Raw genomic sequence first — 25,253 nt, 5'->3', positions numbered from 1 at the left:
GGAACGACCGACCATGACCGACCTCCGCCTCGGTGTCCTCGGCTACGGACTGCGCGGCTCACTCGCCCGTACGGCCCACCGCCCCGGCGCCGGATCACGGGTCACCGTTCTCGCGGACCACGACGCCCGGGCCCGGGCGGAGGCGGCGACGGCCTTCCCCGGCGCCCGGCTCCACACCGGGCACCGCGAGATCGTCGAGGACCCCGACGTCGACGCCGTCCTCGTCCTCACCCCCGACCACACCCACGCCGACCTCGCCCGCGAGGTGCTGAAGGCGGGCAAGCCCGTCTTCGTCGAGAAGCCCCTCGCCACCGACATCGAGAGCTGCGACGCGATCCTGCGCACCGCGTACGAGACCGGCACCCGTCTCTACATCGGGCACAACATGCGCCACATGCCGGTGGTCCGGCTGATGCGGGACATCGTCGAACGCGGTGAGATCGGCACCGTGAAGACGATCTGGGTCCGCCACTTCGTCGGCTACGGCGGCGACTGGTACTTCAAGGACTGGCACGCCGAACAGCGCTGCACGAACGGGCTGCTGCTCCAGAAGGCGGCCCACGACATCGACGTGCTGCACTGGCTCGCCGGCGGGTACGCCGAGCAGGTGCAGGCGCTCGGCGACCTGATGGTCTACGGCGCCAACCCGCACCGCCGCGCCCCCGGCGAACCCAAGCACGACGACTGGTACACCAAGGACGGCCACTGGCCGCCGCACACCCAGCGCGGCCTCAACCCGGTGATCGACGTCGAGGACGTGTCCCTGGTCAACCTGCGCCTGGACAACGGGGTCCTCGCCGCCTACCAGCAATGCCACTTCACCCCCGACTACTGGCGCAACTACACCGTCATCGGCGACGCCGGCCGCCTGGAGAACTTCGGCGACGGCCCCGGCGGAGCGGTCCGGGTGTGGAACTCCCGCCGCTCCGGCTACCGCGCGGAGCCGGACGCGGAGTACCCCGTACCCGCGGCGCAGGACGACGCGGGACACGGCGGCGCGGATCCCCTCCTCGTCGACGAGTTCCTCCGCTTCGCCCGCGAGGGCGGCCCCACGGACACGTCACCGGTGGCGGCCCGCATGTCCGTGGCGGCGGGCGTACGGGCGACGGAATCCCTGCGCACCGGGGGTACACCCCGAGCGGTGCCGCCTCTCGACCCGGAGCTCGTCGCGTACTTCGCCCGAGGCCAGACCCGATGAGGCGGGTCAGCCGTCCTGCCCCGGGGCGCTCGGCACGGGACGGCCGAAGGCCAGGTCCAAGAGCCGCCGCCAGTCCACGCGCGGGGCGGGGGCGATCACGCCGGGGCGGTCGCGCGGCACCAGGACCCGCAGGGCACCCGGCCGCAGCGTGCAGACGACGGGCGTGGGCATGCGCAGGGCCTCACCGTCGACCGCGACGGGGATCTCGTCCGTACGGGAGTCGCCCGTGCCCGGGACGTCCGTACCTGAGACCCCTGTGCCGGCGGCGCTGTCCGAGCCGTCCGTCCCCGCGTCGTCCGTCCCGGCCTCGCCCATCACGGACGAGGTCACCTCGACCCGGCGGGCGGTCGTGACGGTCAGCCCGGTGGACTGCGAACCGCGGACGGCGAGGTCCGCCGCCTCCGCCGCGCCCTCCACCCGGATTCCCAGCACGCCCAGCTCGCCGTCGTCGAGGCTGGGCCGGCGGCCGCCGCCGCTCAGCACGTCGGGCGAGCTGTACGCGTTGTTGCTGACCAGGAGCGCCTGCTGGGACGCCAGCGTCGTGCCGTCGATCCGCGCGTCGAGCCGTCGCACCCCCGTGCCGACCAGCAGGTCGGGCATGAGGGTCAGGGCCGTGCCCGCCTTGTCGTCACGGTATTCGGGGCGCTGCACGACATCGGCGTAGACCCCGAAGGACACGGTGTTGACGAAGGGCCGGCCGCCGACGTCGCCGAGGTCGATCCTGAGCTCCTCGCCGTCCGTGAGCGCGTCGAGGCAGCGGGACGGGTCGGAACGGTCGAGCCCCAGGTCCATCGCGAAGTGGTTGCGGGTGCCGGCGGAGATGACGAGGAACGGCAGATCGTGCTCGGCGGCGACCGCCGCGACCAGGGCCTGGGTGCCGTCGCCGCCCGCGACGCCGAGCAGGTCCGCGCCCTCGGCCACCGCCTCACGGGCCAGCGCGGCCACGTCGGCCGGGGCGGCGGGATCGAGCACGGTCACCCGGGCGCCCAGCGCCTCCGCCCGGTCGACGAGACCGAAGCGGCCGACCTTCCCGCCCCCCGACTTCGGATTCATGATGAGGAACGCCCGCCGGGGCCGGGGTGCCGCGACGGAGCGGGTCCTCCGCCGGGGCCGGGCCTTGCGCAGCGCGGCCCGCGCGCAGGCCAGTGCGAGGGCCCAGCACAGGACCAGCACCAGCGCCGTGCGCCACAGCCCGTCGTGGGAGAAGAGCACCACGACGCCGACCGGCGCCGCGACCGCGACGAGCGCCCCGATCAGGCGGACCGCGCCGCGGTGCGCCACGAACCACCACACGCCGGCGGCGCAGACGACGATCCCCAGCAGGCCGGCCAGGAGGACCACGAGGCCGCCGTCGCCGATCGCGAGCACGAGGACGACCAGAGAACCCACCGCCGCGAGCACGGCGATCCGGGCCAGGAGTCGCGCCGCGGCACCCGCACCGGATCCCGTCGTCCGCGTCCCGCCCCTGCCGTCCTGGCTCATCCCGTGTCCCACCTCTCGGCCCGCTCCGTGTCCCCAGCGTTCACGCTCCGGGACGGACGGGCATCCCTGCCGGGCCGTGCGGGTGAGCCCGCGGCCGGCTCAGGACGCCGCGGGGCGCGGGCGCCGCCGTTCGGCGAGGAGGTACGCGATGCCCGGCAGCGGCAGCAGGGCGGTGCCCCACAAGGGCAGGAGGAACAGCGTCTCCTCGCCGGCCAGCTTCTGTGTCACGAAGAGGACCGGCAGTCCGACGACCAGCGCCACGATCCAGCCCTTGCGGAAGCCGAGGGACCCCCGGCGCAATTCGAGGACCACGGTGGCGGTGCCGATGCTCAGCCAGAAGGCCAGCCGCCCGGCGTCGATGTCCACGACCGTCGTCCAGTGGACGAGGTGCGACATCAGCAGCAGCCCGCCCACCACGAACGGGACCATCGCCGCGATCCTCAGCGCGCGCCGGTGCAGCGGCGTCCGCGCCCGGGCCCAGGACGCGGCGAACGCCTTGACGTCCCGGCCGACGACGTCCCGCGGAGTGCGGCCGGCCGCCGCGGCGTCCTCCAGGTGGGCCGTGAGCTCGGCGATCATCTCGCGTACGGACGCGTCGTCGATGCCCCGGTACTCCCAGTTGCTGCGGCAGACCGCGAGGACGTGCTCGTTGGTCATGGTGTCGTTCCCCCGTGGGTCGTTCGTGTGAGGATCCGGCCGGCCTGGGCGGTGAACCCCTGCCATACGGTCCGGCCGTGCTCCAGCTCGGCCCGGCCGGCCTCGGACAGCCGGTAGTACTTGCGTGGTGCCCCGCCACTGGACGACGGGGCGCGGAACGGCTCGACGAGCCCGGCGCGCTCCATCCTGGCGAGCAGCGGGTAGATGCTGCCCTCGCCGACGAGTTCGAGCCCGCTCTCCGTGAGCGCCTCGATGAACTCGTAGCCGTACCGAGGCCGTTCGGCGATCAGCGAGAGCAGGCAGAGGTCGAGCACACCGCGCAGAAGCTGACTGCGCCGCTGGTCACCGGCTGTCGGCAGCTCCTTTGTCATGCGGTGCAGGGTAGTCGGCCACTCTCTTGCACCACAAGAGAGTGAAAGTCGTGTCGCCCTGATCGGCCAGGAGGGGGAGGCAGGTGCATGATGTGCACCAACAGCGGACGAGTTTCTGTCTGGAGGCCGAAAGAGTGAACGAAGGCAACGGGAGACGGCGCGTTGTCCGCCGTGCCTCGGCCGGAAAGGGCGCCTCGGTCCTCCGCTCGGCCGGCGCCCGCAGGCGACTCGGCCGAGGCGACGGCGACGTCCCCCTCGACCGCGTCACCACGCGTGACCGGCTCGCCTGGCTGAATTCCGCGGGTTCCAGGATCGGTACCACCCTCGACCTGGAGCGCACCGCTCAGGAACTGGCCGAGTTCACCGTGCCCACCCTGGCCGACGGGGCCGCCGTCGACATCCTGGAGAGCGTCCTGCGGGGCGAGGAGGGCTCACGCTGGACGGGGACGGGCATCCCGCTCCTGCGGGCCACCGCGCTGTCCGCCGTCGAGTCGCTCTCCTCCCTTGAGCCCACCCCGGTGGGTGAGACCTTCGTCCGCACCGAGGAGGCCCACGAGACGCTCCTCCACCGGTACTGCCTGCGGCAGGGCAGACCGGTCCTCGTGCGCCGTATGCGCGACGACGACTTCGTCCGGGTCGCGCCGACGGAGAGCGCCGCGGCGAAGATGCGCGCCGCGGGGGTGCACAGCTATCTGGCGGTGCCGCTGATCGCCCGCGGTCTGCTGCTCGGCAGCGCCGACTTCGTACGCGGTCCCGGAACGCCCCCGTTCTCCGCCACGGACCTCGCGCTGGCCGAGCAGCTGGCCTCCCAGGCCGCCGTCTACATCGACAACGCCCGGCTGTACGGACGCGAGCGCGAGCACGTGGTCTCCCTGCAGCGCAGCCTGCTGCCCCGCGCGACCCCGGTGACGCCGGGGCTGCGCGTCCACGCCGAGTACACGCCCTCGACGGCCCACCACGGCGTGGGCGGCGACTGGTACGACGTGATGGCCCTGCCCGGCGGACGGACGGCCCTGATGGTGGGCGACGTCATGGGCCACGGGCTGCCCGCCGCCGCCACCATGGGCCGCCTGAGGGCGGTCGCCCGCACCCTGATGACCCTCGACATGGCGCCGGAGCGGGTCCTCGCCCGGCTCGACCTCGCCACCCGTGACCTGGAGGACGAGCAGGTCGCCACCTTCCTCTGCGCGGTCCACGACCCGGCCGACTCCACCTACACCCTGGCCAGCGCCGGTCATCTGCCGCCGCTGCTGGTCGACGGCGACGGCTCCGCCGCGTTCGTGGACGTACCGATCGGCGCGCCGCTCGGCGCGGGAGTGATCCCGTACGACCCCATCCGTCTGGAGGTCCCGGCGGGCGGCCATCTGGTCATGTACACGGACGGCCTCGTGAAGTCACGGCACGCGGACCTCGATCACCAGCTGGAGCGGCTGCGGACGGCGGCCCGCGGTCTCACCCCCGAGGCGCTCGAACACGGCGGCCTGACGGACCGCGCCCCCACCGACGCCAGTCGCTTCGACGAGGCCGTGCTGCTGGTCGCGACGACCGCGCCGGGCACCCCGGACGAGCTGTGCGAGTGGCAGCTCCCGAAGGAGGGGCGGGCCGCGTCCGTCGCCCGGGGGCTGGTCACGGACCAGCTCGCCGCGTGGGATCTGGAGGAGCTCGCCGATGTCTTCGAGCTCGTCGTCTCGGAGCTCGTGGGCAACGCCCTGCGTTACGGCAACGGACCCGGCCGGCTCCGGCTGCTCCGCGGCGAACGCCTCGTCGTGGAGGTCTCGGACACGGGCCCCGACCTGCCCCAGATCCAGCACGCCGACCTCAGCGACGAGGGCGGCCGGGGCCTCCAGCTCATCAACATGCTGTGCCGCCGGTGGGGCTCGTGCCGCACGGTCTCCGGCAAGGTGGTGTGGGCGGAGCAGAACCTGCCCACCTGACCTGCCCACCTGACCTGCTCACCTGGTCTGCCCACGTGCGACGGGCGAAAGGGCCCCTCTCCCGTCCCGGGAGAGGGGCCCTTCCCGTGGTCCGCGGCTCGTCTACAGCTCCTTCACCCGGATGTTGCGGTAGGAGATGACGTCCGTCGTGCCGTGGACCTGGAGCCCGATGTAGCCGGAGGCGTAGCGCCGGCCGTCCGTGCCCGGGTCGTCGCCACGCGGCGGCTGGAAGACCTGCCCACCGGTGTTGTCGAACTCGTTGATCAGCTTGCCGTTGCGGAAGACCGAGTAGTGCTGGCCCTCCACCCGGATCTCGTAGTCGTTCCAGGTGCCCTTGGGCGTCACCCCGGCACCGGCGAGGCCGACGCGGTCGAAGCCGTAGAGCGAGCCGGTCTTGTACATGTCGCCGTCGGGCCGGTCCAGGACCTGGATCTCATGGCCGTACTTGATGGCGACCCACTCGGGACGGCTCTCCTCGGGGTTGTCGTGGACGTACGGGAAGCGTACGAAGACCCCGCCGTTGGCGTTGCCGGCGCCGGGGGCGTCGTCGCGCCACTGGAGCTTGAGCGAGAAGTCGCCGTACTGCCGCTGCGGGAACCACAGCATGCCCATGCCCGGCACCGTGGTGCTGCTGGTCATGGCCCCGTCCGCGCTCAGCCCGAACTTTCCGCCGCCGACGTGCTGCCACTTGGAGAAGCTCGCCGCGGTGCCGTCGAACAGGTCGCGGTACCCCTCGGTCCGGCCCGGCCTGCCGATGCCCGACTGCTTGGCCGCGCGGTAGATCTTCGCGTGCTCGCGCGCGTCGATGACGCCGTCGGCGAGCAGCCGGTCGATCACCGTGTCGACGTGCTTGAGGAACAGCGCGTGCGAGGACCAGTCCTTCTCGTCCTCGATGAGTTCGTTGACCGTGCAACGGCTGTTCGTCATCCGGTTCGGGACTCCGGTGTCGACGGTCCCGACGATGACCGTCAGCCGCTCGTCGAACTCCGGACAGCTGGGCGCGGGCACCCCGCCGCCCTCGGCGACGGTGAAGGCCGTGCTCCGGGCCGTGGAGGTGTTGCCGGCCTTGTCCGTCGCCCGGTACAGCACCGTGTGGTGGCCGACGCGGTCGACGATCACCGGGGTGGTGTACGCGAGGTAGGGGCCGCCGTCGAGCGAGTACTCGATCCGCTCGACGCCCGAGTCCGCGTCGAACGCGGACAGCGTGACCGTGGCGCTGGTGATGTACGCGCCGTCGGAGTTGCGCGTGCCCGCGACCGAGGCGGCGGCCTCGGGGGCGGTGGTGTCGGGATCGGGCTGGGTGACGACCGTGAAGGCGACCGACCTCACCGCGGCGGTGTTCCCCGCCTTGTCGGTCGCCCGGTAGCGGACGGTGTGCTCGCCCGCCTGGTGCACCATCACCGGAGCGGTGTACGGCTGCCAGGCGCCGTCGCCGATCGCGTACTCGATGGTGTTGACGCCCGACCCGGTGTCGGACGCGGTGACCGTCACCGTGGCCATGTCGAGGTAGCGGCCCTGTGCGTCCCGCTCGCCCGATACGGTCGCCGAGGTCTCCGGCGCCGTCGTGTCGTCGGTGGGCCGCGCGACGACCGAGAACGCGGCGGTCTTCTCGGCGGCGGTGTTGCCCGCCTTGTCGCTCGCCCGGTAGCGGATCGTGTGCGCGCCGACCTGGTCGACGACGACCGGGACGGTGTACGGCTGCCACGGGCCGTCCGCGCCGACCGCGTACTCGATCCTGTCGACGCCCGAACCGGCGTCGGTCGCGCCGAGCGTGACCGTCGCCTGGCCGACGTAGGCGCCGTCGGCGTTGCGGTCGCCCTCGACCTTCGCGGTCGTCTCCGGCGCGGTGGTGTCCTCGCCGCCGCCCTCGGTGACCGTGAGGACGCCCTGCATCTGGCCGTGCCCGGGGATCGTGCACTTGAAGAGGTACCGGCCCGGGGTCAGCGTCACCTCGGCCGTGTGCCGGCCGCCGTTCGCGTCGCTCGGGTTGGCCAGGATGTTGAGCGGGACGTCGTGGTTGTACTCCGGGTCGGAGACGTCGAACGTCAGCGTGTGCGGCATGCCGGTCGTGTTGCCGGTGGCCGCGCTGTTCTCGAAGACGATCGTCGTCGGGCCGGCCACCGCCGTGGTCGGAAACTCCAGGTAGCGGTCGATCGGGTCGCCCGCCTTCCAGGTCAGCACCTGCGCCGCGGCGGTCCTGCCTGCGTCGTCGCCGCGTCGCGCGTCGTCCGCCCTGCCGTAGGCGGCCGCCGAGGTCAGGCCGACGACCATCGCCACGGCGGCCAGCAGGGCCGCCCACAGGCTCGCGCCTCTGTGTCTCGTGATCACTGCGCCGCCCTCCTGGCCAGCTGGTCCGCGGCCGGGGTGGGCCCGCCGCCCTTGTAGGTCACGCGCCACAGCGCGGAGTCGGGGTGCGAGGTGAAGAAGCCGCGCCCGTAGTCGAGGACGTACAGCGAACCGTCCGGGGCGAACTTCCAGTCCATCAGGTTGCGGATGCCGCCCTGCCCGACCGGGATGATCTTCTTCAGGGACTCGGCGTGCACGGGGAGGCCGCCCTTGCCGACGGTCCTCGGGTCGGTGAGCACGGCGTGCCGCGGCTGGTCCCCGTCGTAGAAGTCGCCGACGAACCACTTGCCGTCCCAGTACGACGGCCACTTGACCGCCGAGTCGCTCGCCGCGTCGTAGCGGTAGAGCGGACCGTTCATGGTCGCCTGCCCGCCGCCCTTGAGCCACGGCAGCAGCAGCCTCTGCTCCTCCTGCTTGTAGCTCGGGATGCCGTTCGCGTCCCTGGGGTAGTCCACGCCGCCGCCCTGGGGCGAGTACCAGATCGTGTTCCCCGTCACCGGCGGCAGGTTCACCAGGCCGTCGTTGTTCGGGGACTCGTTCTTCGGCGCGTCGCAGTCGTACCAGCCGAGCGGCTGGCTCGGGTCGAGCGGACCGCGGTCCCGGTAGGGCTGCTTGTTGCCCATGCAGTACGGCCAGCCGTGGTTGCCCGCCTTGGTGATCGCGGCGAACGTGTCGTACTTGGCGGGGCCCCAGGTCGTGGACGGCGCGCCCGCGTCGGGGCCGACCCAGCCCGCGTAGAGGATGTCGGTCGCCTTGTCGACGGAGATGCGCGCGGGATTGCGCACGCCCATCACGTAGATCTCGCCGCGGGTCTTGCCGCCGCCCTCGTCGCTCTCCTGGCCGGTGAAGAGATTGCCCGCGGGGAGGGTGTACGTGCCGTCGGGCTCGGGATGGATCCGCAGGATCTTCCCGTTGAGGTTGTTGGTGTTGCCGGCGGTGCGGCGCGCGTCCGCGAAGGAGACGCCCCGGAAGTTCGGGGCGGGGTTGTTGCCCGAGTAACCGCCGCTGGACCCGGACGAGTTGGTGTCTCCGGTGGCGATGTACAGATTGCCCTTGGAGTCCCAGGCCATCCCGCCGCCCGCGTGGCAGCAGCTGTGGATCTGCACCGGCCAGCTCAGCAGCACCTTCTCGCTCGCCAGGTCGAGCCTGTTCGTCGCGAGATCGAGCGTGAAGCGGGAGACCCGCCGCTCGCCCATGTGCTCCACGCGGTCGATGCGGGAGTGCGGCGTGTAGTGAAGGTAGACCCAGCCGTTGGTCATGAAGCCGGGGTCGAGCTCGATGCCGAGCAGCCCCTCCTCGTTCTTGATCAGCTCGTCGCCGCCGCCTTTGTTGCCGAAGACGGTGAGCACGCCGGCCTTGGTGACCTGCCTGGTCCTCGGGTCGTAGACGTGGATCTCGCCGTTGCCCTTGCCGATGTCGGGGTTGTTCCAGTCGGTGACGACCGGCACGCTCGCGTCGGCGCCGCCGCGGCCGATGTACAGGATGCGGCCGTCGGGAGCCGCGACGAGGCCGTGCGGCTCGCCGATCTGGTCGTTCTGACCGGGCTGGTTGGGCTTGGTGACGCGCTCGGCGGTGTAGTTGGCGTCGATGGTCGCCTTGCAGTCCGCCCGGGAGGTCCGCGCGGTCCAGGCGATCGCGCCGCGCAGATGGTCGCGGAAGTCCGTCTCGGCGTAGCTGTCGACGGTGCCGCCCATGGCGGTGTAGAAGGACCGGCCGCCGTCGTAGTCACGACACCAGGACACCGGGTGGTCCCAGCCGTTGGGCCTCGCCGCGGGCTGGTACGAGGACTCCCGGACGCGGGCCACGGTGTGCACGGTGCCGGACGGGTTGCGGTCCCAGTTGAACCACTTGTCGGGCCGCTTCCACTCCAGCGGAAGGGACTTCGTCGCCGGGTGCTGCCGGTCGCCGACCTCCACCACCGCGCGCTGCGTGCCGCTCGGGGCGCCGGTGGGCCGGGCGCCGATCAGGCCGGTGAACCAGCCGGAGTAGGGCTCGGTGCGGGCGGCCTCGTGGACGCCGACGAAACCGCCGCCGGCCTCCATGTAGGCCTCCAGGCCCGCCTCCTGCTCGGGGTCGAGCACATCGCCGCCGCCGGTGAGGAAGACCACCGCGTTGAACGTGCCGAGCCGCTTGGCGTCGGTGAAGACGGCCGGGTCGTCGGTGGCCACCGTACGGTAGCGGCCGGCGGCCGGGCCGGTGAGGCCGATGCTCTCGACGGCCGCGATGCCCGCGTCGACGGTCGGCGACTCCGCCGTGGCGGACCCGTGGAAGACGAGCACCCGTACGTTCGCGCCGCCCGGTGGCGATGGCAGGGATAACGTTGTCGCCGCCCTGGCCGACGGCGGGCCCGGATCCGGCCGGGCGGCGGCGGGGTGGCCGCCGAGCAGGGAGGCGGTCAGGGCGGCCGCCCCAAGTGCCGCCATGGCGAAGCCTGTTCTCGATCTCGACCGGTGATGTGGTGTGCGCTTCATGGGTCACCCATCCCTCTGAGGTCACAACGACAGCCGTTGAAGCTAGACCTCTTTGCGTGGTTCGCCAAGGGCTATGGCCGCAACCGGACGAACTTTGTCCTGGGTGTGGATAAACCATTGCCGCCCCGCTACGGTGTGGGCCGTCCCCAGGAGCCCCCGTCGGCCCCGCACCCCGTCAATCTCCTCTGAAGACCGGAGAGTTCGACATGGACAGACGCAGCTTCAACCGCCGCCTGCTCGCGGGCGGAGCCGCCGCCGCGACCGGCGTGACATCGTTGTCCCTCGCCTCCGCCTCCAGTGCCACACCCGACGCGGCCGCCCCGCTGAGGACTGCCCCGGCCGGCGGCCAGATACGCCGTCTCAAGCTGTACGCCGAGAAGTTGGCCGACGGGCGCATGGGATACGGCCTGGAGAAGGGCAAGGCCACCGTGCCCGGCCCGCTCATCGAACTCAACGAGGGAGACACCCTCCACATCGAGTTCGAGAACCTCATGGACGTGCCGGTGAGCCTCCACCCGCACGGCGTGGACTACGACATCGACAACGACGGCACGAGGATGAGCGGGAGCCATGTCGAGGCGGGCGCCACCCGCACGTACACCTGGCGCACCCACGCCCCCGGCCGCCGCCCCGACGGCACCTGGCGGCCAGGCAGCGCCGGGTACTGGCACTACCACGACCACGTCGTGGGAACGGACCACGGAACCGGCGGCATCCGCAAGGGCCTCTACGGCGGCCTGGTGGTGCGCCGCAAGGGCGACATCCTGCCGGACAAGCAGTTCACCATCGTCTTCAACGACATGACGATCAACAACCGGCCGGCCGCCGATCCGCCGAACTTCCCCGCCACCGTGGGCGACCGGGTGGAGATCGTCATGATCACGCACGGCGAGTACTACCACACGTTCCACATGCACGGTCATCGCTGGGCCGACAACCGCACCGGCCTCCTCGCGGGTCCCGAGGACGTGAGCCGGATCATCGACAACAAGATCACCGGACCCGCGGACTCGTTCGGATTCCAGGTCATCGCGGGCGAGCACGTCGGAGCCGGCGCCTGGATGTACCACTGCCACGTCCAGAGCCACTCCGACATGGGCATGGCCGGCCTCTTCCTGGTGGCCAAGCCGGACGGCACCGTACCGGGCCACGGAGACCACGGAACGCACGGTGCGGCGACGGAGAAGGAGCAACCGGCCGCTCAGGCCTCCGGCGGGGCCCACCACCACTGATCCCCGCGGCGCGGGCCCGGCCGGGGTCGTCGCGGCCGGGCGCAGCGTCGCCCGCGTCGGCGGCGTGACCCACATCACTTTCTCCGTTCGCGGCCTTTTCGTTATCCGCGCCCCGCTCCAGGCTCTCCCCTGCGCAAACATCTCCAACGAACGGGACGGTCGGCGTGCGGCAGAGCACAGGAATCGAGCGGGACGCGGAGCTGGTCCTCGCGGCGCGGAACGGTGACCCGTGGGCGCGGGACCAGCTGATCACCGCCCACCTGCCCCTGATCCACACCACCGTGGCACTCGCCATGAACGGCCGCCACGGTGCCGAACACGTCGAGCACGTCGTACGGGAGACGATGCTGCGCGCCCTGGACGGGCTCCCCACCCTGACCGACCCCGGGGTCTTCCGGCCCTGGCTGGTCGCCATCGCCGTGGACGGGATCCGGCGGCACCGGCACCAGCAGCCGGCCGGGTACGGCGACGACGTCGCGCAGCCGTCCGCGCACGGGCAGGCGTACGAGATCACCGAGGCGGCCCGCTGGCTGGACCCGGACGACGGCGAACAACTGGCCCTGTGGTGGCTGGAGTGCGCGGGAGAGCTGACCCGGTACGAGACGGCGGCCGCGCTGCGGTGGCCGGCCGAGGAGGCACCGGCCCGGATCGAGGCCGTACGCGCCCGGCTCGACGCCGCACGCGTCGTCGTCGGCGCGCTGGCCGGGAACCCGGCCTGCCCCTTCCTGGGCCGAGAGGCGGCCGAATGGGACGGCCGGCCCTCCGCCCCGTGGCGCGACCACCTGGCCCACCACACCCTCGGCTGCGGGCACTGCGCCCCGCGCTGGCACGCGCTCGTCCCGGCGGAGCTCCTGCTCGCGGCCACCTCGCCCGTCCTGGCGGCCCGGACGGACGAGGCCGCGTGGGAAACGACGACGCCGACCGCCGCGTTCGCGGCCGCGGCCGGCGGGCCCGGCCCCGCCCGGGGCGCGTACGCGGCCTCCGACGGCGACCCGTACGGCACGGCCGGAAGCACCGACCCGTTCGACACGGCCCACCTCGGCGGGCACGGACACGACCGCGCGGCGGATCTGACGGAGCCGTACCTCCTGGCCGGCGCGGCGGGACACACCCGCCCCCACATACCCCGGTCCGCACCCACCTCCGCCACCTCCCCGGCGCCCGGCCGGAACGGTACGCGCGCGGCCCTCCGGCGCCGTCGCCAGACGCAGGAGCGGAGCCGGCGCCGCGCCGTCATCGCGGCCGGTGTCGTGGTCATGGCGGTCACGGGCGGGGCGTTCTCGCTGTCCGGGGGCCGCGGCGGGGACGACGAGATCCTTGAGGCGAACCGCGTGACGGCCCCGGAGCTCGACCTGCCCCTCGACCAGGACCCGTCCACCCACTCCGGGCCCCCGTCGGCGGCGACCCCCACCAACTCGCCGTCCGCCTCGAAGTCCGCCGCCGGACGCCCCTCCGCCTCGGCAACCCCCAGCGCGAAGGCCACCACCGCGTCGCCCGAGCCGGCCCGCACCGCCAAGCCCGCCCCGGTGAGGACGACCCCGCCGCGCACCGCGGCACCGACCCCGGACACGCCGCCGACCAGGCCCGGCTCGGGCAACGGCGGGGGATCGGGCTCGGGTGACGAGGCCGGGAACGGGACGGGCGCGGGCCCGCAGAACGACCACGGGCAGAGCTCGCAGGTTGACCAGGTCATCGCCCTGGTCAACGCGGAGCGCGCCAAGGCGGGCTGCGGCCCGCTGAGCGCGAACGCGACCCTGACCAGGGCGGCGCAGGGCCACTCCGACGACATGGCGGCCCGCGACTTCTTCGACCACACCAACCCCGACGGCGCCGGCCCGGGGGAGCGGGTGACGGCCGCCGGATACCCGTGGTCGACCTACGGCGAGAACATCGCCATGGGCCAGAGCAGCCCGGAACAGGTCATGGAGTCGTGGATGAACAGCCCGGGCCACCGCGCGAACATCCTCAACTGCGACTTCAAGGAGATAGGCGTCGGCATCCACTCCCAGGGCGGCCCGTACTGGACCCAGGTCTTCGGCGCCCGCTGACCCTGCCGGAGCCGGCGGCCTCCGGGCCCCGCCACAGGAGGAGGGGGTGCGGCCCGCGTCGACGCGGGCCGCACCCCCTCCCCTTGCTGCCCGTCAGGGTGTGACGGGGACGTTCGTCAGGCCGCTGCCGGCGTTCGTCGCCGTGCCGGAGGCGTGCACGACGTCCGGGAACGACGGCGTCGTCGATGTTCGGCCGAAGGCCGCGGTACGGGGCCGTTCTCGTGGTGTCCGGCAGGCCGCTACGGTCCGATCGGAAAGCGCCCGTACCGTAGGCCCCGTGGGCGGCCGTGCGCCGCCCCGAGGAACCGACGACCAGGAGCCCCGCACCGTGATCGCCCGCGAACCCCGCCCCCTCCGCAGCGTGCGCCGGCGCCGCCGCCTGTCGGCCCTGACCCTGGCCGGCCTCCTCGCCGTCGCGACGGCCGCATGCACCTCGTCCGGTGACGGGGGGGACGGCGACTCCGCCCCCTCCTCCTCGCCGCCCTCCAGCGCCCGCACGGTCGTCCCGCCCGAGCCCCACGTCGGATTCGACTACCAGATCGGCGGACCCTACGCACCGCCCCCCGGCGTGGGCGCCGTCTCCCGCGACCGTACGGCGAAGCCCGCGAAGGGGCTGTACAACATCTGTTACGTCAACGCCTTCCAGGCCCAGCCGGACGCCACCGAATGGTGGGAGGAGAACCACCCCGACCTGCTCCTGCGGAGCGCCGGGGGAGCACCGATCGTCGACCAGGACTGGGACGAGGCCCTCTTCGACGTCTCCACCCCGGCCAAGCGCGAGCGGCTCGCCGCGATCGTCGGCACGTGGATCGACGGCTGCGCCGACGCCGGCTACCAGGCCGTGGAGGCGGACAACCTCGACTCGTACGAACGGTCCCAGGGCCGCCTCACACCCGAACACGACCTCGCCTTCGCCCGGCTCCTCGTCGCCCGCTCCCACGCGGCCGGACTCGCGATCGGGCAGAAGAACGCCCCCGACCTCGCTCAGCGGGGCCGGAAGCTCGGCTTCGACTTCGCGGTCGCCGAGGAGTGCGGCCAGTACGACGAATGCGGCCCCTACGCGACCGCCTTCGACAACCGGGTGCTGGTCATCGAGTACGAGCGGAAGGGCCTCGCCCGGGCCTGCGCACGCTGGGGCGGGACGCTCTCCGTCGTCCTGCGTGACACCGACGTCCGCCCCGCGGGCGAGGCGGGGTACGTCCGCGAGACCTGCTGACAGGGGAGGCCGGCGCCGTGGCCGGGGCTCCGCCACGGGCCCCCCGAGCGGTCAGGGGCGAGGTGCGGCCGGCACGTAGTACGGGCGGTTGTGGGCGGCCACCGGCGGCGACTGGTACGTCCAGGCGCCGGTCGCCGGTGCCTCGTCGCCGACGAGGGCGAGGACATCGCGGCCGAGGTCGCTCTCCGGGGCGTGCACCGCAAGCCGTGCGCGTCCCGCGTGCGCGGCCAGGTCGTACCAACGGTACGGCTGGTAGACGTTCATCGGGCCGGCGAGCAGACGTCCCTCCAGGTCGGTGCCGTAACCGGTGACCGGGGCGGAGTTGGCGACGGCGGGGGAGAGGCCGTCGAGCTCCGCCGTGAGGCCGACCAGGGGACCCAGGTCCTGTTCCAGGGCCCCGTCCGCGCCGATGGTGGCCGCCTTGCACCGTACGTTCCAGGTCTCGCCCGCGGGCCCGTTGAGCGACGGCAGATCCACCTCGAACCGGCCCGGGTACTTGGGTTCGGCATAGAGCTCGCGGCCCGCCCTGATCGCGAACGGGTTGTCGCAGACGACGTGGACGCGGGCGATGCCGAGCAGCTTCGTCTGGTCCCAGCCCTGCGCGTACTGGGCGTAGGCCAGCCGCGGCAGGCGCCCCTCCGCGCCGGTCGGGAACGCGACGACGCTGAACTCGATCTCCTGCGTCACACCGCCGCCGAACGCGTACTGCGCGAAGTACAGCTGGTAGTTGAGGGAGACCAGGGCGCGTCCGTCCTCGAACTCGGCCGCGGTCAGATCCGGGTGGTGCTTCGCGAGAAGCTCCCGGACCGGCTCGGGGGCGACCAGCCAGTCGAGGCCGATCTGGTGCAACGCCCCGTAGTGGAAGGGGAGTCGGAAGGGCTCGGACACGGGCGGCAGAGGCAGCGGGGGCAGTGGTGCGGTCATTCCGGGGCTCCTCGGGTCGGTGAGGTCTCGCTGACGGTGGGGGAGGTCGGGGGCGCGGCGAGGTCCGCCGGACGGTCGCGGGACGCCAGGTCCGCCTCGACGCGCTCCGCGCTGCGCAGGGCGAGCGCGGCCAGGGTCAGCGTCGGATTGGAGGTGGCCACCGAGGGCATGCTGCCGCAGCCGACCGCGTACAGGCCGGGGTGGTCCCAGCAGCGCTGCCAGGCGTCGACCACCGACGTGGCCGGGGAGTCACCCATGATGTGGGTGCCGGCGGCGTGGCCCGCCCCGCGATAGCCGTACGTCCGGCCGCCGTGCTCGAAGCGGCCGGGCCAGGCCGCCGCCGGCGTGTAGTCGGTGTGGTCCTCGGCGCCGAGGAGCGCGAAGATCTGGTCCGACACCGCCCGGGCCGCGGCCATCCCCTCCTTCACGTGTGCGTCGAGGTCGTAGGTGACGAGCGGGCGGGGCAGTCCCAGCGGATCGCGCTCGGTGGGGTGGAGCGTGACCCGGTTCGCCGGGTCGGCGCTCTGCTCCATCTCGAACTGGAGGGTGAACTGGCGGCGGATCCGGTCACCGACCGCCTTCCGCAAGTCGGCCCCGAGGAGGCCGCGTTCGGCGAGGAAGTGCCGCACGTCGGTGTCGACGGGGCCCCTCGCCCAGACCCAGCCCCAGGTGCCGAACTCGACGCGGAACGGCGCCCGGAGCCGGCGCGCCGGGCCCGCGCGGAAGCCCTCGAAGCCGGAGACCGAGCCGGGCCCCCGGTACGGCCCCGCGTCCTCGGGCAGCAGGCCCCAGGTCAGCAGGACGGGGTGGTCCATCAGGTTGCGGCCGACCTGGCCGCTGCGGCCGGCGAGCCCGGACAGGAGCAGCAGCCGGGCGTTCTCCACGGCGTGCGCGGCGAGCACCACGACATCGGCGTGCGCGACGGAGACCGTCCCGTCGTGCGCGTGGTACTCCACGCCGGTGGCCCGCCCGTTCGCGTCGACGAGGACGCGGCTCACCACGGACCGGTCCCGGAGGGTGACGCCGGAGCTCCAGCGGCCCTGGGTCTTGAGCGGGGTGTACTTCGCGTACGAGGGGCAGTGCGGGATGCAGCCGGCGTTGCCCACGCAGCGGCTCTCCGGGTCCGGCCGCCCGTGGCGGCCGCGCGGGACGTACCCGCGACCGGCGTCGTACCGCGGGTCCGGGACGCCGTTGCGCGCGTGCGGGGTGCCGACCACCCGCAGTTCGACCTCGCTCCGGGCCACCGGATCCTTCACGCGCCGCCCGTCGAGGCGGGCCGCGAGGACGCCGTCCAGGCGCGCGGCCGGCAGCGGACGCATGGGGAACACATAGCCGTCGGGGAGCGGCAGCCCGACGTGCTCGCGCTGCTCGTCGGCGTCGCCGGCCACCCCCAGCTCCTCCTCGGCCGCCCGGTAGTCGGGCTCCAGCTCCTCGTAACCGATCGGCCACCGCCGCCCGTACCCGAAGACCTCGGTGTCGAAGTCCTCCGGGAGCATGCGTGGCGCGAGCCCGGTCCAGACGTTGCCGGTGCCGCCGTTGGCGCGGACGTATCCACTCGCGTACGGCAGCGGCCCGTCCTGCCGGAGGTGCCCGGCCGTCCGGTACCCGGGGGTGCCGTCCGTGCCGACGATGTCCGTCACCTCGGGCGAGGGCGCCGCCGGACGGGGTGCGAGGGGCGAACCGGGAACCATGCCCGAGGCCGCGAGATACCTGGTCAGCGGATCGTCGGCGGCTCCGCCCCCGGGATCCGCGGCGCCCGCCTCCAGGACCAGGACCCGGCGCCCGTACCGGCCGAGCCGGTGGGCGACGAGCGAGCCCGCGACACCGGCACCGACCACGATCACGTCGTACCGCGTCACGGCCCGCTCCCCTCGACCGCGTCACCCCGGCCGCGGCCTTCGGGACGGCCGGGCGCCTCGGCCCAACTCCCGTACCCGCCAGGACCGGTGGCGGGAGCCTTGAGGCCGGCCGCCTTCCACACCAGGCCCTCGGCGTAGGCGCGCGGGGACACCAGGAAGGGCGGCGGTCCCGGCCAACTGCCCGTGTACCAGAGGTGGGTGACCGCCTCCGCCGCCTTCCGCAGCTCGCCGTCCCCGGCGTCGTCCGGGCCCTCCGGCAGCTCGCGCAGCAGTCGCCCGTACCGCTGCGCGCCGAGCTGCTCCGCGGCGACCGCGCGATACACCTCGGCCATCCCGGTGGCTTCCAGGTCCGCGCCGTCGAAACCGGTCAGTCGCGCGGACAAGGAGGTGAAGCGCTGTGACTCGTCTGTAGGGTGCACGCGGGCATGGGTGCCCCACTCCTCCCCGGGCCATGCGCCGCACCCCGGGAAGGGCTTGATCACGCCCCTGGACGTACGGGGCTACTCCTCGTCGCCGCTGCCGGCGCCGGGCTCGTAGTCGTCCAGTTCGGCGCGCAGCGAGGCCGGGCCGGCCGTGGGGCCCTCCCGGAGGAGGGCGAGGAAGCTGCTCAGGGGATGGTGCAGCGGACGGGCGTCGTAGTCGATGCCCTCGGGGTCCCGGAACTCGTCCAGCCGGGCGAACGGCACGATGACGTAGGGGCGTCGGGACCAGGGGTGGCTGTCGGCGGGGTCGGGGTCCAGGCGCCACTGGGTGCCGCGGGTGCGGTTGTGGACCTCGCCGACGTACCAGCAGGCGACCTGGACCAAGGACGTGTGCTCGTGGGCGAACAGGTCGTCGACGGAGGTGACGTGCTCACGGACGAGGGCCTCCACGCGGTCGAGGGAGCGCTCGCCGAAGTCCCAGCCGCCGCCGTGGCGGCGGCCCCAGTCGGCGAAGCCCTCCCGCTGCTCGTCCAGCCACGCGCTCAGACGGGGGTTGTCGGCGTGCGCCCGGTCGATGCGCTCGGCGACTTCGTGCTCGTCGTCGGCTCCGCCGTCCCCGTCGGCCCCGGCATCCTCGTACTCCCAGATTTCATCGCTCACAGCAGCTAAGCCTAGTCCTCCATGTGACGGCAAGAATCTGGAATCTGCACGGAGTTAACACATGCCACGCCGCCGAAACCGCATTGCGGCGGCAAAGCAAACCCCTAGTATCGGACCGCTTGTGCGGCGCCGACATGAGCATCGGGGGCCCTGGCGCCACACAGACCTGAATCGACCCGTGGGGCTCCCGGGGGAAGCACTGTGAAGCCAGCACGAATAACGCGCCGCTGGCGTGCGCTCAGGAACAGCCTGCTAGCACTCGCCTGTGCCACCGTCATCACGATCACCGGCCAGCCCGTCGGCGGCGTCGCCGAGGCCGCGCCGGCGCCGCCGAAGCTGAAGCCGGGCAAGCGCTGCGACGAGCTGTACGGGGTGAGGAACGTGCCCACGGGCGGTCTGCCCCAGGGCGACGCCTCTCGCGCGGTGGACCGTTGGGACACGTACGACTACACCAACCCCGGTCTCCAGTTCGACGGCCTCAACCCCACGCAGGCCGAGCTCGACGCGGCGGGCACCGACTACAAGAAGTACGACCACAGCGACCCGAGGCGCATCTACGCCCGCTTCAACGCGCAGCGGCGGTGGACGTCCTTCGGCGACTACCTCTCGAAGGTCTACATCCCGAACCAGGGCTACGACGCCCGCGGCAAGGCCTTCATGGCCAAGGTCGTGCGCGAGATGGGCCTGACGGGCCCGGACTGGATCTGCGAGAAGGAGTTCAACTTCGTCGACCCCGACACCGGCGAGCGCCATGTGCGCCGGCTCGACGCCTACAACAAGCGCAGCCGGGAGATCGTCGAGGTCAAGTCCAACGGTAGCCCCGACGGCCGCGAGAAGCCCGCGGACCGGGCCTGGGCCAAGCACCAGGGCTGGCGCTCGTACAAGTACACCTACGTCTTCGCCGAGAACCAGACCCGCGACGCCAAGAACTTCATGAAGGAGCTCAAGGACACCGCGGGCAAGGACGCGCTCGGCCGCGACCGGGTCCGTACCTACGACTACCAGTCCCACCACAAGGGCGTGCCGCCCAAGGGCACCGAGAACGGCCCGTACCGCGCGAACAGCACGACCATGTCGCCCGGCAACGGCGCCTCCACCGGCTCCCGCGGCTCCGGCAACCAGGTGATCAACCAGTCCCCGCCCAACCCGCAGACCCTCAAGGACCAGCTCGACCGGCTCGGCAGGACCGGCGAACGCGCCCTGATGAACCGCGGCCTCGGGGGCATCGACTTCACCACCCTCGACCTGCGCTACATCGGCAAGGGCAAGGGCGGCAAGGGCCTGGACTACGCGTTCTCCGCCAAGTCGGTCGAGGACGAGTACGCGGCCGGCTGGGGCGGCCAGGAGAAGGGCAACCTGATCTCCGACGCCTTCTTCACCTGGCTCGCCCTCGATCCGTCCACGTTCTGGGTGAACCTCAACCCGGACGAGCCGAACCGCATCATCGACGCGGGCTTCGGCAAGACCGACGCGGGCCGGGTCCTCCTGGAGGCCGACCTGGAGCTGAAGCACGACATCTTCAAGGCCATGGACCCGGAGACGCAGGCGGGCCGCGACTTCATGAACGCCCTGCCCCAGCGCAACGGCTTCCCCTGCTGGGCCGGCTTCCGCTACTGGATCGAGCCGGAGACCGCGGTCGTGCGCGAGCAGGACGGCGGCATCCACATCCTCGACACCCCGCTCAAGCTGTCCACGGTCCCGCAGGAGACCACCACGCAGCCGCCCGGCGGGAAGGGCTGCGACCTCACCGAGGCGGAGACGCAGCAGTCCGACCGGGTGCTCGACCGCTACATCACCCCCCTCGTCGCTGAGAAGGTCAACAACGGCGACTACTACGCCGACCTGCGCCGCGTCTACACGGCCCGGGTGGCCGCCGAGTGGGTGCGCCAGAACGCCGCCGACATGCCCGCCGAGTACCGCCGCATCATCAACAGCAACGACGTGAGCCGCTGGCCGCTGCGCGCCCCGCACCAGAACTGGACCGGCAAGCAGGTCTGGGACCGCTACTACAAGGCCTTCACCGAGGGCACGTTCAAGTACAAGTGGTCCAACGGCGAGGAGGTCTACGTCTACACCGTGGGCGGCGTCGACTTCTCCAAGCAGCCCAAGAGCAACATGAACCCGGTGCGCTTCCGCGCCGAGCAGCGCTACAAGCCCCGAACGGTGGGCTACGCGGTCGACACGATCGCCGACGACCCCAACAAGCAGGGCTATCTGATGTTCGGCGGCAACAGCGCCGGACAGTCCGATACCGGTACGCCCAGCCCCACCCCCACTCCGACCGGTACGGCGAGTCCGACCGCGACGCCGTCCCCGACGGGTACGGGCAAGCCGACGCCGACCCCGACGGATCCGGGACCCACGGCGAGCGGGTCGCCCGGGGCCACCACCCCGCCCGGTCCGAAGGACCCTGACGGCGGCCTCGCCGACACCGGCAGCAGCACTCCCGTCGGCCTGATCGTCGGCCTCGCGGCCGTCGCGATCGGCGCGGGCGGCGCGCTCGTCCTGTGGCGCCGCCGCCGGGCGCACACCGGGAGCTGACCGGTACCGCACCCGTACGGAGACGGGCCCTTCCCGCATGCGGGAAGGGCCCGTTCGCGAGTGCGGGAGGGCTCGTCCGCGCGTGACGGAAGGACCCGTCGGTGTCCCGCGTCCGTAAAACCTGAGAATTGTTCACTTTCCATTGACAGGGTGGACCCGGGGACCCGAAAGTGCCGTGAGCAAACCCGCACGCCGCCGATCGAAGCGAGTCCTCATGACAGCGCCCGTACCCGAGTTCCCGGCCGGTTTCCTCTGGGGAGTCTCCGCCTCCGCCTTCCAGATCGAGGGCTCGCTCACGGCCGACGGCCGCGGCCCCTCCAGCTGGGACGCCTTCACCGGAGAAGAGGGACGCGTCAAGGACGGATCGCGCGCGGACGTGGCCACCGACCACTACCGGCGCTACCGCGAGGACGTCGCGCTGATGGCCGAACTCGGCGTCGGTGCCTACCGGTTCTCGGTCTCCTGGTCCCGCGTCCTGCCCGAAGGGCACGGCCGCGTGAACGACAAGGGGCTGGACTTCTACGACCGGCTCGTCGACGAGCTGTGCGCCTCGGGGATCGCCCCGGTGCCGACGCTCTTCCACTGGGACACCCCGCTCGCCCTGGAGAAGGAGGGCGGCTGGCTCAGCCGTGACACCGCCGAGCGGTTCGCCGCGTACGCCTCCGTGGTCGCGGAACGGCTCGCCGACCGCGTACCCCGGTGGATCACCATCAACGAACCCGCCGAGGTCACCCTCCTCGGTTACGGCCTCGGCGAGCACGCCCCCGGCAGGCGTCTGGTCTTCGACGCCCTGCCCGCCGCCCACCACCAGCTCCTGGCTCACGGCCTCGGCGTACAGGCCCTGCGCGCCGCGGGCGCCCGCGAGATCGGCATCGCCGCCTCCCACAGCCCCGTCTGGACCGCCGGCGACAGCGACGAAGACCGGGCGGCCGCCGAGCTGTACGACACCCTCACGAACCGCCTCTTCGCCGACCCCATCCTGACCGGCGCCTACCCGGCGGGCCTCGGCTCGCTCCTGCCCGGCCCGGTCGCGGAGGACCTCAGGACGATCTCGGAACCCCTCGACTGGTACGGGATCAACTACTACAACCCGATGCTCGTCGGCGCCCCGCGGCCGGCCGCTGCCTCCGCCGCCGAGACGGCCTCCGCCGGGTCCTCCTTCGGCGGCATCGAGATTCCGCCGGACCTCCCCTTCGCCGTCCGGCAGATCGACGGACGCGAACTCACCGACTTCGGCTGGCCCGTGGTCCCGGACGGACTGCGCGAACTGCTCGCCCTCATGCGCGAGCGCTACGGCGACCGGCTGCCGCCCCTCTGCATCACCGAGAACGGCTGCTCGTACGATGACGGCCCGGACCCCGGGACGGGCCGCGTCGACGACGCCCGCCGGATCGCGTACCACGACGGCCACGTCCGCGCCCTGCACGAGGCGATGGCCGAGGGGGCAGACGTCCGCGGCTACTTCATCTGGTCGATCCTCGACAACTTCGAGTGGGCGGAGGGGTACCGGCAGCGCTTCGGGCTCGTCCACGTCGACTACGAGACGCTGGCACGGACGCCCAAGGCGTCGTTCGCCTGGTACCGCGACCTGATCAAGAGCGGCAGATGACCGCCGACGGGACGGCGGCGGAGGGAACCGCCGCCGACCCGGCCTCCGAGACCCGCGCCCCGGCCGGGGGGCGGTGGGTGGGCGCGCTCTCCCTCGCCAACCTCGGGGTCTGGGTCGGCTGGTTCGGCCCGCTCCAACTGCTCCTGGCCCGCCAGGCCGAGCACCTCACCCCCGACCACAAGGCGTCCACCCTCGCCCTCGTGACGGGAGTCGGAGCCGCGGTGTCGATGCTCGCCAACCCCGTCTTCGGCGCGCTCTCCGACCGGACGACGGCGTCCGTGGGACGGCGCATCCCCTGGGTGGTCGGCGGAGTGGCGGGCGGCGCGGCCGGACTGCTCGTCCTCGCCGCGGCGCAGAGCGTCGCGACCGTGATCGCCGGCTGGTGCCTCGTCCAGCTCGCCCTCAACGCGGCCTTCGCCGCGCTCACCGCGGCCGTCCCCGACCAGGTGCCGCCGCGGCAGCGCGGTCTGGTCGGCGGCTGGCTCGGCGTCTCCCAGGTCGTCGGCATCCTGGTGGGCACTGCCCTCGCCACGGTCGCGGGCGGGGTGGCCGGCGGCTATCTGGCCTGCGCGGTCTTCACGGTGCTCGCGGCCGTTCCGTACGTCGTGATGCGACGCGACACCCCGCTCTCCCCGGCCGCCCGCCCGGCCTTCCGGTGGCGCACGTTCCTCGGCGGCTTCTGGATCGACCCGCGCCGCCATCCCGACTTCGGGTGGGCCTGGCTCACCCGGTTCCTGATGAACCTCTCGTACTCCATCAGCACGATGTACCTGCTCTACTACCTGACCGACGCCGTGCGCTACGGCGGCGACGCGGACAACGGCGTCCTGATCCTCACGGCGCTCAACGCGCTCACCCTGCTCTCCACGGTGGTGATCAGCGGCATCCGCTCGGACCGCAGCGGCCGGCGGAAGTCGTACGTGATCCGGTCCGGTCTCGTCATCGCCGCGGCCACCCTGCTGCTCGCCGTCTGGCAGACCTGGACGGGCGCCGTCGTCGCCTCGCTCGTGCTCGGCCTCGGCTTCGGCGTGTACACCGCCGTGGACTTCGCCCTGCTCACGGACGTGCTGCCGACGGCGGAGGACCGGGGCAAGGACCTGGGCGTCATCAACATCGCCAACGCGCTGCCGCAGGTCCTCGCGCCCGTGATCGCCGCCCCGGTCGTCACCCACTTCGGCGGCTACACGGCCCTGTACGCCCTCGCGGGCGCGCTGGCCCTCGCGGGATCGGTCCTGGTACGCCGCATTCGCTCGGTCCCGTAGCCGACGGCGCGCCGCCAGGGCGGGGGCGCCGTCCTGGCCTCCTCCCAGGGGTCACGGTGTCACGATCGGGAACTCCGGATCATCGCGTACGACGCGGGCCGGCCGGATACAGGCGGGCGGTGAGGAAGGCGAGGATCTCGTCGCGCGCCCGCACCGTGGGGTGGCCCGCCTCGTCGACGAGATGGGCGGTCACGACGCTGTGCGGGGTGCCGACCAGGTCGGCGAAGAAGGGCGGCGGGGCCGGGTTCGCGGCGGTGTCCGGGAGGACGCGACCGTCGAACGTGTCGCCGAGGAGCGCGCGATAGGCGGCGAAGCGCTGCCCCGTGCACCAGCGGTCGCCCTCGAAGCGGTAGGCGAGGACGCTGAGTCCGTCGCGGGCGAGCCGGTCACGCACCGCGTGGGCGTCGGCCGCGTCGAGTTCGAGTCCGCCGGGGTCGTCGAGCGGCAGCGACGGGTGGTTGACCACGGGGGCGACGACCGCCGGTTCCAGGGCCATGGTGAGGGCGAAGTTGCCGGTGAAGCAGAGGCCGATCGCACCCACCCCGGGCCCGCCGCACGCGTCGTGGGCCTGGCGCGCGAGGCCGCGCAGCCACAGCGTCACCGGGCTGGTGCCGCCGCCGGCGAACGCGCGGAACTCCGCGCTGACGCAGGCACGGCGGACGACCTCCCGGCCGCCCTCGACCGTGGGGAAGGCGCCGTCCGTCCCGAAGAGGGAGGGCACATGGACGGTGAAGCCGGCGTCCCGCACCCAGCGGGCGAGCCGCAGGACGTCGGGGCTGATGCCCGGCATCTCGGGCAGCACGACGACGGCGGGCCCGGCGCCGGCCACGTACACCGTCTTCGCCACCCCCTCCACGGCCACGCTCCGGCGGGTGAAGTCGGCGATCGGATCGTCGGTCCCGGTGTCTGCGTCGGTCATGGACACAGCGTGTCCCGTCGTCCGCCGGTCGGTTGAGGGGCGGGATCGCCAAGGGCGGGGGTAATCTCGCCACGCGGGCCGCTGGGCGTGACGCGGGGAGTG

General features: G+C 72.7%; 18 protein-coding genes. 8 read left to right on the top strand and 10 right to left on the bottom strand.

The genetic code is table 11. From position 1 onward, the window contains the following. Positions 1 to 13: 13 nt before the first annotated feature. Complete coding sequence (locus tag ACIP8Z_RS08295; RefSeq protein ID WP_402080304.1) at positions 14 to 1,198, top strand: Gfo/Idh/MocA family protein; 1,185 nt, start codon at positions 14 to 16, stop codon at positions 1,196 to 1,198. Between the two features lie 6 nt (positions 1,199 to 1,204). Here the strand turns inward: ACIP8Z_RS08295 and ACIP8Z_RS08290 are convergent, their stop codons facing one another. The 3 genes from ACIP8Z_RS08290 to ACIP8Z_RS08280 all read right to left on the bottom strand — a co-directional run bounded on the left by ACIP8Z_RS08290 (position 1,205) and on the right by ACIP8Z_RS08280 (position 3,708). After that, positions 1,205 to 2,680: a diacylglycerol/lipid kinase family protein gene (locus tag ACIP8Z_RS08290; RefSeq protein WP_402080302.1), complete on the bottom strand. Its 1,476-nt coding sequence runs from the start codon at positions 2,678 to 2,680 to the stop codon at positions 1,205 to 1,207. Positions 2,681 to 2,779: 99 nt separating this feature from the next. Beyond that, entirely contained in the window at positions 2,780 to 3,337 is a 558-nt protein-coding gene (locus tag ACIP8Z_RS08285) for a hypothetical protein (protein WP_402080300.1), read from the bottom strand. Further along, entirely contained in the window at positions 3,334 to 3,708 is a 375-nt protein-coding gene (locus ACIP8Z_RS08280; RefSeq protein ID WP_402080298.1) for a PadR family transcriptional regulator, read from the bottom strand. The genes ACIP8Z_RS08285 and ACIP8Z_RS08280 overlap by 4 nt, the downstream gene beginning before the upstream one ends. 134 nt (positions 3,709 to 3,842) lie before the next feature. Here ACIP8Z_RS08280 and ACIP8Z_RS08275 point away from each other — a divergent pair, with 134 nt between their 5' ends. Next, a complete protein-coding gene (locus ACIP8Z_RS08275) occupies positions 3,843 to 5,642 on the top strand; it encodes a SpoIIE family protein phosphatase (protein ID WP_402080296.1) in 1,800 nt (599 codons plus the stop codon). A gap of 102 nt (positions 5,643 to 5,744) precedes the next feature. Here ACIP8Z_RS08275 and ACIP8Z_RS08270 read toward each other — a convergent pair whose 3' ends face one another. Together ACIP8Z_RS08270 and ACIP8Z_RS08265 are read right to left on the bottom strand one after the other, a co-directional pair. After that, entirely contained in the window at positions 5,745 to 7,913 is a 2,169-nt protein-coding gene (locus ACIP8Z_RS08270) for an OmpL47-type beta-barrel domain-containing protein (protein WP_402080830.1), read from the bottom strand. A gap of 53 nt (positions 7,914 to 7,966) precedes the next feature. Then, positions 7,967 to 10,459 (bottom strand): ThuA domain-containing protein, encoded by a 2,493-nt coding sequence (locus ACIP8Z_RS08265; protein ID WP_402080293.1) that lies wholly within the window; start codon positions 10,457 to 10,459, stop codon positions 7,967 to 7,969. 206 nt (positions 10,460 to 10,665) lie between these two features. Here ACIP8Z_RS08265 and ACIP8Z_RS08260 point away from each other — a divergent pair, with 206 nt between their 5' ends. The 3 genes from ACIP8Z_RS08260 (at position 10,666) to ACIP8Z_RS08250 (ending at position 14,955) form a co-directional block, all read left to right on the top strand. Beyond that, positions 10,666 to 11,691, top strand: coding sequence for a multicopper oxidase domain-containing protein (locus ACIP8Z_RS08260; protein WP_402080291.1), 1,026 nt, complete (start codon positions 10,666 to 10,668; stop codon positions 11,689 to 11,691). 164 nt (positions 11,692 to 11,855) lie between these two features. Beyond that, positions 11,856 to 13,739, top strand: coding sequence for a CAP domain-containing protein (locus ACIP8Z_RS08255; RefSeq protein ID WP_402080289.1), 1,884 nt, complete (start codon positions 11,856 to 11,858; stop codon positions 13,737 to 13,739). Between the two features lie 277 nt (positions 13,740 to 14,016). Then, a complete protein-coding gene (locus ACIP8Z_RS08250; RefSeq protein ID WP_402080287.1) occupies positions 14,017 to 14,955 on the top strand; it encodes an endo alpha-1,4 polygalactosaminidase in 939 nt (312 codons plus the stop codon). 51 nt (positions 14,956 to 15,006) lie between these two features. Here ACIP8Z_RS08250 and ACIP8Z_RS08245 read toward each other — a convergent pair whose 3' ends face one another. From ACIP8Z_RS08245 to ACIP8Z_RS08230, 4 genes are all read right to left on the bottom strand, one after another. Further along, the gene (locus ACIP8Z_RS08245) at positions 15,007 to 15,879 is read right to left on the bottom strand and encodes a hypothetical protein (RefSeq protein WP_402080285.1); all 873 of its coding nucleotides are present in this window, start codon (positions 15,877 to 15,879) and stop codon (positions 15,007 to 15,009) included. After that, complete coding sequence (locus ACIP8Z_RS08240; RefSeq protein WP_402080282.1) at positions 15,876 to 17,738, bottom strand: GMC family oxidoreductase; 1,863 nt, start codon at positions 17,736 to 17,738, stop codon at positions 15,876 to 15,878. The genes ACIP8Z_RS08245 and ACIP8Z_RS08240 overlap by 4 nt, the downstream gene beginning before the upstream one ends. After that, a complete protein-coding gene (locus ACIP8Z_RS08235) occupies positions 17,735 to 18,157 on the bottom strand; it encodes a hypothetical protein (protein WP_402080279.1) in 423 nt (140 codons plus the stop codon). The genes ACIP8Z_RS08240 and ACIP8Z_RS08235 overlap by 4 nt, the downstream gene beginning before the upstream one ends. Positions 18,158 to 18,238: 81 nt before the next feature. After that, entirely contained in the window at positions 18,239 to 18,820 is a 582-nt protein-coding gene (locus ACIP8Z_RS08230; RefSeq protein ID WP_402080277.1) for a hypothetical protein, read from the bottom strand. 201 nt (positions 18,821 to 19,021) lie between these two features. On the opposite strand from ACIP8Z_RS08230, the gene ACIP8Z_RS08225 reads away from it, so the two are divergent. The 3 genes from ACIP8Z_RS08225 to ACIP8Z_RS08215 all read left to right on the top strand — a co-directional run bounded on the left by ACIP8Z_RS08225 (position 19,022) and on the right by ACIP8Z_RS08215 (position 24,232). After that, positions 19,022 to 21,361 carry an LPXTG cell wall anchor domain-containing protein gene (locus ACIP8Z_RS08225; protein WP_402080274.1) on the top strand — a complete coding sequence of 780 codons (2,340 nt, stop codon included), beginning with the start codon at positions 19,022 to 19,024 and terminating at the stop codon, positions 21,359 to 21,361. 214 nt (positions 21,362 to 21,575) lie between these two features. After that, on the top strand, positions 21,576 to 22,970 hold the full coding sequence (locus tag ACIP8Z_RS08220) for a glycoside hydrolase family 1 protein (protein ID WP_402080271.1): 1,395 nt from the start codon (positions 21,576 to 21,578) through the stop codon (positions 22,968 to 22,970). After that, entirely contained in the window at positions 22,967 to 24,232 is a 1,266-nt protein-coding gene (locus tag ACIP8Z_RS08215; RefSeq protein ID WP_402080269.1) for an MFS transporter, read from the top strand. Before ACIP8Z_RS08220 ends, ACIP8Z_RS08215 begins: the two co-directional genes overlap by 4 nt. Positions 24,233 to 24,311: 79 nt before the next feature. Here ACIP8Z_RS08215 and ACIP8Z_RS08210 read toward each other — a convergent pair whose 3' ends face one another. Next, on the bottom strand, positions 24,312 to 25,151 hold the full coding sequence (locus ACIP8Z_RS08210) for a dienelactone hydrolase family protein (RefSeq protein ID WP_402080266.1): 840 nt from the start codon (positions 25,149 to 25,151) through the stop codon (positions 24,312 to 24,314). Between the last annotated feature and the right edge of the window lie 102 nt (positions 25,152 to 25,253).

Source organism: Streptomyces sp. NPDC088553, from assembly GCF_044752965.1.
Taxonomy (GTDB): domain Bacteria; phylum Actinomycetota; class Actinomycetes; order Streptomycetales; family Streptomycetaceae; genus Streptomyces.
This window is presented reverse-complemented; position numbering and strand designations above follow the sequence as displayed.

Bases quoted from the DNA above. Each gene is read 5' to 3' on its own strand.
- ACIP8Z_RS08295 (WP_402080304.1), top strand. From the start codon at position 14: ATGACCGACCTCCGCCTCGGTGTCCTCGGCTACGGACTGCGCGGCTCA.
- ACIP8Z_RS08290 (WP_402080302.1), bottom strand. From the start codon at position 2,680: ATGAGCCAGGACGGCAGGGGCGGGACGCGGACGACGGGATCCGGTGCG.
- ACIP8Z_RS08285 (WP_402080300.1), bottom strand. From the start codon at position 3,337: ATGACCAACGAGCACGTCCTCGCGGTCTGCCGCAGCAACTGGGAGTAC.
- ACIP8Z_RS08280 (WP_402080298.1), bottom strand. From the start codon at position 3,708: ATGACAAAGGAGCTGCCGACAGCCGGTGACCAGCGGCGCAGTCAGCTT.
- ACIP8Z_RS08270 (WP_402080830.1), bottom strand. From the start codon at position 7,913: ATGGTCGTCGGCCTGACCTCGGCGGCCGCCTACGGCAGGGCGGACGAC.
- ACIP8Z_RS08265 (WP_402080293.1), bottom strand. From the start codon at position 10,459: ATGAAGCGCACACCACATCACCGGTCGAGATCGAGAACAGGCTTCGCC.
- ACIP8Z_RS08260 (WP_402080291.1), top strand. From the start codon at position 10,666: ATGGACAGACGCAGCTTCAACCGCCGCCTGCTCGCGGGCGGAGCCGCC.
- ACIP8Z_RS08245 (WP_402080285.1), bottom strand. From the start codon at position 15,879: ATGACCGCACCACTGCCCCCGCTGCCTCTGCCGCCCGTGTCCGAGCCC.
- ACIP8Z_RS08220 (WP_402080271.1), top strand. From the start codon at position 21,576: ATGACAGCGCCCGTACCCGAGTTCCCGGCCGGTTTCCTCTGGGGAGTC.
- ACIP8Z_RS08215 (WP_402080269.1), top strand. From the start codon at position 22,967: ATGACCGCCGACGGGACGGCGGCGGAGGGAACCGCCGCCGACCCGGCC.
- ACIP8Z_RS08210 (WP_402080266.1), bottom strand. From the start codon at position 25,151: ATGACCGACGCAGACACCGGGACCGACGATCCGATCGCCGACTTCACC.